At 60.5% G+C, this 6,727-nt stretch carries 7 protein-coding genes; 5 read left to right on the top strand and 2 right to left on the bottom strand.

Going from position 1 to position 6,727, the window contains the following annotated elements:
• Nucleotides 1-70: 70 nt before the first annotated feature.
• Nucleotides 71-1,441, bottom strand: a complete 1,371-nt coding sequence (locus tag EV671_RS26150; protein ID WP_132576834.1) for a hypothetical protein — start codon at nt 1,439-1,441, stop codon at nt 71-73.
• 163 nt (nt 1,442-1,604) lie between these two features.
• Nucleotides 1,605-2,303, bottom strand: coding sequence for a response regulator (locus tag EV671_RS26155; RefSeq protein ID WP_132576835.1), 699 nt, complete (start codon nt 2,301-2,303; stop codon nt 1,605-1,607).
• 195 nt (nt 2,304-2,498) lie between these two features.
• Here EV671_RS26155 and EV671_RS26930 point away from each other — a divergent pair, with 195 nt between their 5' ends.
• The 5 genes from EV671_RS26930 to EV671_RS26175 are packed head-to-tail and all read left to right on the top strand — an operon-like array spanning nt 2,499 to nt 6,686.
• Nucleotides 2,499-2,663, top strand: coding sequence for a hypothetical protein (locus tag EV671_RS26930; protein ID WP_165917746.1), 165 nt, complete (start codon nt 2,499-2,501; stop codon nt 2,661-2,663).
• A gap of 29 nt (nt 2,664-2,692) precedes the next feature.
• A complete protein-coding gene (locus tag EV671_RS26160; protein WP_132576836.1) occupies nt 2,693-3,658 on the top strand; it encodes a CBASS oligonucleotide cyclase in 966 nt (321 codons plus the stop codon).
• Between the two features lie 5 nt (nt 3,659-3,663).
• Entirely contained in the window at nt 3,664-4,179 is a 516-nt protein-coding gene (locus tag EV671_RS26165) for an HORMA-1 domain-containing protein (RefSeq protein WP_132576837.1), read from the top strand.
• Nucleotides 4,179-5,108, top strand: coding sequence for an AAA family ATPase (locus tag EV671_RS26170; RefSeq protein WP_132576838.1), 930 nt, complete (start codon nt 4,179-4,181; stop codon nt 5,106-5,108). Before EV671_RS26165 ends, EV671_RS26170 begins: the two co-directional genes overlap by 1 nt.
• Nucleotides 5,109-5,126: 18 nt before the next feature.
• Nucleotides 5,127-6,686, top strand: coding sequence for an SAVED domain-containing protein (locus tag EV671_RS26175; RefSeq protein ID WP_132576839.1), 1,560 nt, complete (start codon nt 5,127-5,129; stop codon nt 6,684-6,686).
• Nucleotides 6,687-6,727: the final 41 nt, after the last annotated feature.

The following is a 6,727-nucleotide window of genomic DNA, read 5'->3' on the forward strand; positions in this document are numbered from 1 at the left end:
GTCATGACGGCGCTGCCGTTCGCCTTGTAGCGCAACAACACCATCGTTTCTTCGCGAACGCCGGGCGCGGTCATGGGCCTGGGATGCTCTCAAGCCGCGCATGCATAACACGCACCTCTCGCTCACGTTCAATAGCAGCTAGATGCATCACCCGGACCCGGGCCCGAATGTTTGCCTGATTTCGACGATATAGAACTGTCAGCACCCTCCAAAGCGTAGAGATCTCATCACGACGCTTAACACGAACCCGTGCATCATCGAGGCCAATCTCATTCGACGCCATCGTCCACGCCAAGCTCGTGAACGCTCGCAAGCGGAATATTGCCAAAACGAATAGCAGCACGAGCATGCAGACAATTACAAGTGCAGCGGTCAGCCAGGCAAACGCTCGGGTGGCAGCGGCGGGCAACGCGACTGGCGGGGCGGCCAAACTCGCCGCAACCTTGCCAATGGGCGCAGGAAGCTGAAACACGGCCTGATAGGTTGCCGGGTCCGATCTATATCGATTTAGCAGCAACTGCGCCCACCAATCCGATACCTGCTGCTGCCAATCCATTCGCCTGGGAATGGTCGGCAGATTCAGGTTTGAAGACGTCCAAACGGTTTCTTCCTTTGCACCCTCGCTCCGTACTACCCTCAACACGGAACGCGAAGGCACGCTTGCTAAGAACGCACTTTGAAGTGAGACCTGGGCCCGACCCAGCGTGCCAGGTGGAATTGACATCAGGGAACCGGGGCCGTCTGGGCTGTGTCCGTAGACGTCTAGCCCGAGCTGCAAAGCAGACACTGCTGCCGTGGGCCACTTCTCCGAAGAATCCGCCGCGCTGTCCAGATAGTTGCCCTCAATGCGGCCGACTATGGTGACGTAATTTCGCGAATCATCCCCCTCCCCCACTTGCTCGAAAGCTTGAGCGTTTACCTGACGCAAAGGCCGCTCAGGATTATTTGCGAGAAAAGCTGAGACTTCATGGATACCTGCGAATCTATCGATCTGCGACGGGTATCTCGAAGTAGCAAGGATAGGCGCTCTGTAAACAAGCACGATTGGCGGAACCTTGGCGGAGTCAAACCGAATGACGACACGGTCCTCGCCAGAAAGATTCGCGCCAGGACGATGGCGCCGAATCACGTCCGTCGGGTATCTTATGGAAAAGTACGCAAAACGTCCGACCGCCTCGGACGGAACCACTGCAAAGCAAGCTTGAGTGGCGAACGGTGTATCGCCGGAAGACGGCAGCGCTTTCCCTACGAACTCCACGACGCATGGCCGCGGAGCCTCCCAGACGATTTTGTCAGCCGTCAGTCGCCGCGCGTTTTGGCGGTTGAGGAGGTAAGCGAAAAAGGGTTTTCGCAACTCCACGAACTGCAAAGGCCGCTCTGCCTTCGAAAAGTCACGCGCGTTTTCAAGCAGCGAGAAGCCGTCCGGCTCGCGAGTCGACAAGAGAAAATTTGAGAGCTCCGCCGAAAGCGTATTGGTACGTACTTACTGATCACTTACCTTTGCCGATGTCACCCAGTCATATAGCGCAAACGCCAGCAAGCCAATAATAACGATGCCACCGACCAAAGCCCCCAACGTAAAAGTCCACTTGGAGACCTGAGTTTTAATTCTCATCAGCCTTCCAAACGTAGCCCTTCATCGGATCGGTCGCGATTCGATCAAACGTCGGGTCAGCCTCCCGGAATCGCTGCTTAATGGTGGATATATGTTGCTGAACCACCCGCGACGTATTTCCCGACTTGAGCAACTCAGTCAAATCATCATACGGAATCGTCTTCCCCGGTGCCTGAGCCATCATGTAAACCATGTTCAGGTGGATGATACTCAAATTGACCGGCTTACCCTTCCACAAAAATCCGGGCAGACCATTGGCCTCTGTCGTCAAGTTGGCCGGCCACCGACGCCCAACAGCGTTCTTTTTCGACTGCAGATCGCGGAGTGCCAAGGCATGGTTCACTTTGTTCAAGAAGTCTATCGGATTGACCGGCTTCTTCACAAACTCAAACGCCTTGAACTGAATGGATATGTCGTGGAGATTTTGCTCAGGCATGCCGGTGACGATGATCACTGTCATCTTCTTACCATATTCAACCAGTAAATCGAGACCGCCTTTGGGCGTGGAACTGCCCGGCTCCAACTCGATGTCCAAGACTAGTAAATCGAACTCCATAGAGTCGATCAATCTGCGAGCCTCTACTGTATTGAAGGCCTGGTAAACCTCCGCTCCAGGAACTTGGCTCAGCATTTCTCGATGCTGGTCATTTATGGCGCGTTCATCCTCGATGACGGCAATCTTGGGCACGGCTAGGTCTCCAGAAATTTTTTAGAGCATCGCACAGCCCGTCGGGGCTTCTTGTGCAGGAACGCTGACCCGCCTCCAGTTTTCTTGACATAACCGAATAACCGCTCAGGAAAGCTGAACGCAATCCGCAACACATTTCGCATCCGAATTTCTAGACTGGCTGGGCCAATCCGGCAAGCCAATACAAGGAATTCCATGCCCAAGCTCTTGAAGCCCGGCACCCCGGTGCCCACCTCCGGCCAATACAAGAACCCTGCCACCGGTAACGAAGTGACCGGCGTGCAGGGCAAGCCGCTGCCCCCCACGCAACGCCCCGGCCAGGGCTACGTCCTGGTCGACCCCACGAAGCACAAGCGCTGACCGTACGTCAGTTGCAATCGAGGAGACCCATGACGCGAGCCCACATCGACCATCGAGACATCGTCCGCTTCGCCGACGAGAAGGTGAACCTGCCCAAGGACAAGGCCGACGAGTACCGCGCACAGGTGCGCCGCCTGCGCGAGAAGCTCGACACCTACGTTTCCGACCACCCCACGTTCGCCCTGCGCAAGATGCTGCTCTCCGGCAGCCTGGCCAAAGGGACCGCCCTGCGCACGCTGAACGACATCGACGTGGCCGTGTATGTCAGCGGGTCCGACGCGCCACACGATGTGCAAGGCTTGCTGGACTACCTCGTCAAGCGCCTGGAAACCGCCTTCCCAAATTTCAGCGCTGACCAGATCAAGCGGCAGACCTATTCCGTGACGGTCTCGTTCCGTGGCAGCGGCCTCGATGTCGATGTCGTCCCGGTGCTCTATTCAGGCGACCCAGAGTGGCGCGGCAACCTGGTCAGCCAGGACGATGGCTCGTTCCTCGAGACGAGCATCCCGTTGCACATCGAGTTCGCGCGCAAGCGCAAGCGCAAGCAGGAGGGTCATTTCGCGCAGGTCGTTCGACTCGCGAAATTCTGGGCCCGCCGCATGAAGCAGGAGCGCGAGGGCTTACGCTTCAAGTCCTTCATGATCGAACTCATCATGGCCAAGCTGTGCGATGAGGGCGTAGATCTGTCGGACTACCCCGAGGCGCTGCAGGCCTTCTTCACCTACATCGCCCGTTCCGGACTGCGCGAGCGCATCGTCTTCACGGACCACTACGCCGCAAACGCCGTCCCAAAGCACGCCGATCCCATCCAGATCATCGATCCCATCAACGCGTCCAACAACGTGACGCGGCTGTACACGGAGGCCCAGGCCGACGCGATCGTTGAGGCGGCTCTCGACGCCGGGGATGCCATCGACGCCGCGCTGGCGGCCCAAACCAAAGAGCTGACCGTCTACTACTGGCAGAAGGTCTTCGGCACATCCTTCCAAGGCTGACCACGATGAGTTCCAGTTACTCCACAAGCTCTTCGAGCAGCTTCACGATCACGCACGCGAGGCACCTGGCCGCCAAAGTCGCCACCGACCTCAAGCGCATGCAGCGCCTGTACGGCCTGCCGTCCGATGCCGACATCGCCACCTACGAGACCGAAGTCATCGAATTGCTGCGCAACGGCTACCTTTCCACGGTGACCTACGGCTTCCGCCGCGACGGGCAGTGGATCGAGCCCACGCTGCGCTACACGGCTGCCGACATGCAGGCCGGCCTGGGCGACGACGATCCCGGCAAGATCCCGCCCGGCAAGAACGTCTCCGGCGCCAGCTTCTACAGCTACCTCACGTACAGCAGCAGCTACCTTGCGATGACGTCTGCCGAGCAGGACGCGTTCAAGCAGTCCCTGCCGTTCCAGCGGACCGGTGCCCCCCAGCCTACGGTGGCCAACGGCTACTTCGCAGACGATCGCTCTTACTCCTCCGGCGGCCGTTCCCTCGCCCGCGCAAGCGTCAGGACCTATTGATGACCCAACCTCAAGCACCCGCGCTGTTCGAGCGCACGATCACCCTTCCCGACCCCGATGCCCGCGACCGTCTGGCGCGTTTGGTCGGCATGGACGACAAGGTCCGAAGGCTCACCAACATCCTGAGCATCCTGATCAACCCCAACGGGTTGCGCGCGTGGCAGAAGAAGCACCACCCGGATGCACCGCGGCTCATCGACGCGGTCCTGCGGCGTCCGCCACTCGTCGTGCTCGCGGGCGACGTCGGGTCGGGCAAAACCGAACTCGCCGAAACCATCGGCGATCAGGTCGCCAGGCAGGAGGACATCGACATCACGCTGATGCCCCTCAGCCTGGCGTCCCGCGGCCAAGGCCGCGTCGGTGAGATGACGCAACTGGTCACCGCTGCGTTCGAGCAGGCGTATGCCCAGGCCAGCAAATTGAAGTCGCAGACTGGCCCGGCCCGCGGCGGGGTCATCTTGCTGGTCGATGAAGCGGACGCGCTGGCTCAGTCACGCGAGACCGAGCAGATGCACCATGAAGACCGCGCGGGTGTCAACGCCTTCATTCGCGGCATCGACCGCCTCGCAAATGGACAGGTGCCTGCGGCCGTCATCATGTGCACCAACCGCTTGAACGCCCTGGATCCGGCGGTCCGCCGGCGCGCCGCGGACATCCTGACGTTCTCCAGGCCGACCGACGAGCAGCGCCGTGATGTCCTCGAACGCTGGTTCGGGGACGTCGGCTTCACTGGCGCCGACCTGACGGCCCTGGTCGCGGCCACCGGCCCCGATAAGGGACGCAACTACGGCCTCACGTTCTCGGACCTGACGCAAAGGCTGCTACCCGGCATCATCCTCAACGCCTACCCCGCAGGCCCGATGAAGGCCGCGGACGCCATCGCGCTGGCGAAGTCCATCGAACCAACGCCGCCGTTCAACGATGCTTAAGATCTCGAAGGAATCCCCGTGACGCAAGCAGTTGCGGTCGTGCGCGAAGGCCACGCCTACCAAGCCCGACAGTTCTGGCTCAAAGCGCTCAGGCTGCTCGATCCTCTGAGCGGCATCGCCAAGGTGGGCTTCGAGAAGGGGCCTAAGGGCTTCGACGATATCTGGGTCGAGTACGAGGACGGACGGGGTCGTCACGACCATCGCGGCGAGAGCCTGAAACGCGACCACTATCAGTGCAAGTGGCACGTCGGCCCCGGCGACTTCACGTTCGAGGACCTAACCAAGCCCGACTTCATCAACGCGAGCTCGCACTCCCTGCTCGAGCGTGCGCTCAATGCCCAGCGGGCCTATGCGCCCGCGGGCAGCGGGGCACGCTTCCGCCTCGTGACCAACTGGCAAATCCAGAAGGGTGATCCTCTTCGCAGCATGGTGGCGGCCCGCCACGGGTTCATGCGCGTCGATAGGCTGTTCGACGGAACCACCGACGCCAGCATCGCCGGCAAAGTCCGAAAGGCCTGGCGAGAACACCTGGGCGTTGATGACGCGGGCCTGCTGCTGATGGTGCAAACGCTGGGCCTGGGGATTGATTCCCGGTCGCTGATCGATCTCCGCGACAACCTCGACCCGCTGCTCGAATTGCGTGGCATGCGTCGCGTGCCGGAGGCGGAGGACGTGTGCTGGTACGACGACCTCACGTTCCAGTGGTTGGCGGCCGGCCGGATCGAGTTTGACCGCAATTCCTTCTCCGATGCGTGCAAGCAGCAGAACCTGTTTGAAGCCCCGCCGAAGAAACACATAGTGTTCGGGGTCAAGTCTTTCGAGCATCCGATCGATGCCCTTGAGGAACGTTGCGTCAAGGTGCTCGATCTGGTTCAGCATTTCGACGATCGCCAGATCCGTGACGACACGGATTGGCGCAACGCGCTGTACCCCAAGCTCAAGAGCTTCCTAGTAGATGCGGCAGCGGCAAGCGAGGACCTGCGCCTCATCCTCGATGCGCACGCCACGCTCGCGTTCGCCGCTGGCTCGGTGCTGAACATCAAATCCGGCCGCCACGTTGAGCTTGAGCAGCGCGTGCTGCATCGCGTCGTCTGGAAGGCGGGAGACACGAAAGAAGACCCGAGTTGGCCCAAATGGGACTTCACGCGGGAGACACTGGACAGCAAGCCAGGTGATCTTGCGGTCGCCGTCTGCCTAACCCATGACATCGCCAAGGACGTGGCGCAATATCTCGCAGCGTCGAAGACCGTGGTGTCCGAATTCCTTGTGGCAAGGCCCAGCGGCGGCCCTGGGGCACGAGCGGTGCTGTGCGGCAACCATGCGTTTTTGTTGGCGGAAGGCCTTGCGCAACAGGTCCACGCGGTCAGGGCGCGCGGTTTCAGGGTCCACCTGTTCATCGCGGCGCCGAACGCATTCACCTTCATGGTCGGGCAGCGTCAGCCCGTGCTCGGCGAGCTGACGCTCTACGAATTCGACTTCGAAGGCATGCACGGCGGCTCCTACACGCCATCGCTGTTGCTCCCAGTTGTTACGTCCCGCGTAGATTTCGGCTCGCGATCCCAAGCTATTCGAGGTTGAGTCAAGGCTGCTGTCTCGCGAAGAATTGGACGGGACTCGCA

The organism is Roseateles saccharophilus, assembly GCF_004342485.1.
GTDB lineage: Bacteria > Pseudomonadota > Gammaproteobacteria > Burkholderiales > Burkholderiaceae_C > Pelomonas > Pelomonas saccharophila.

What these genes read in the sequence shown, in the direction of transcription:
- EV671_RS26930 (WP_165917746.1), top strand. Translation starts at nt 2,499, where the DNA reads ATGCCCAAGCTCTTGAAGCCCGGCACCCCGGTGCCCACCTCCGGCCAA.
- EV671_RS26165 (WP_132576837.1), top strand. Translation starts at nt 3,664, where the DNA reads ATGAGTTCCAGTTACTCCACAAGCTCTTCGAGCAGCTTCACGATCACG.
- EV671_RS26160 (WP_132576836.1), top strand. Translation starts at nt 2,693, where the DNA reads ATGACGCGAGCCCACATCGACCATCGAGACATCGTCCGCTTCGCCGAC.
- EV671_RS26170 (WP_132576838.1), top strand. Translation starts at nt 4,179, where the DNA reads ATGACCCAACCTCAAGCACCCGCGCTGTTCGAGCGCACGATCACCCTT.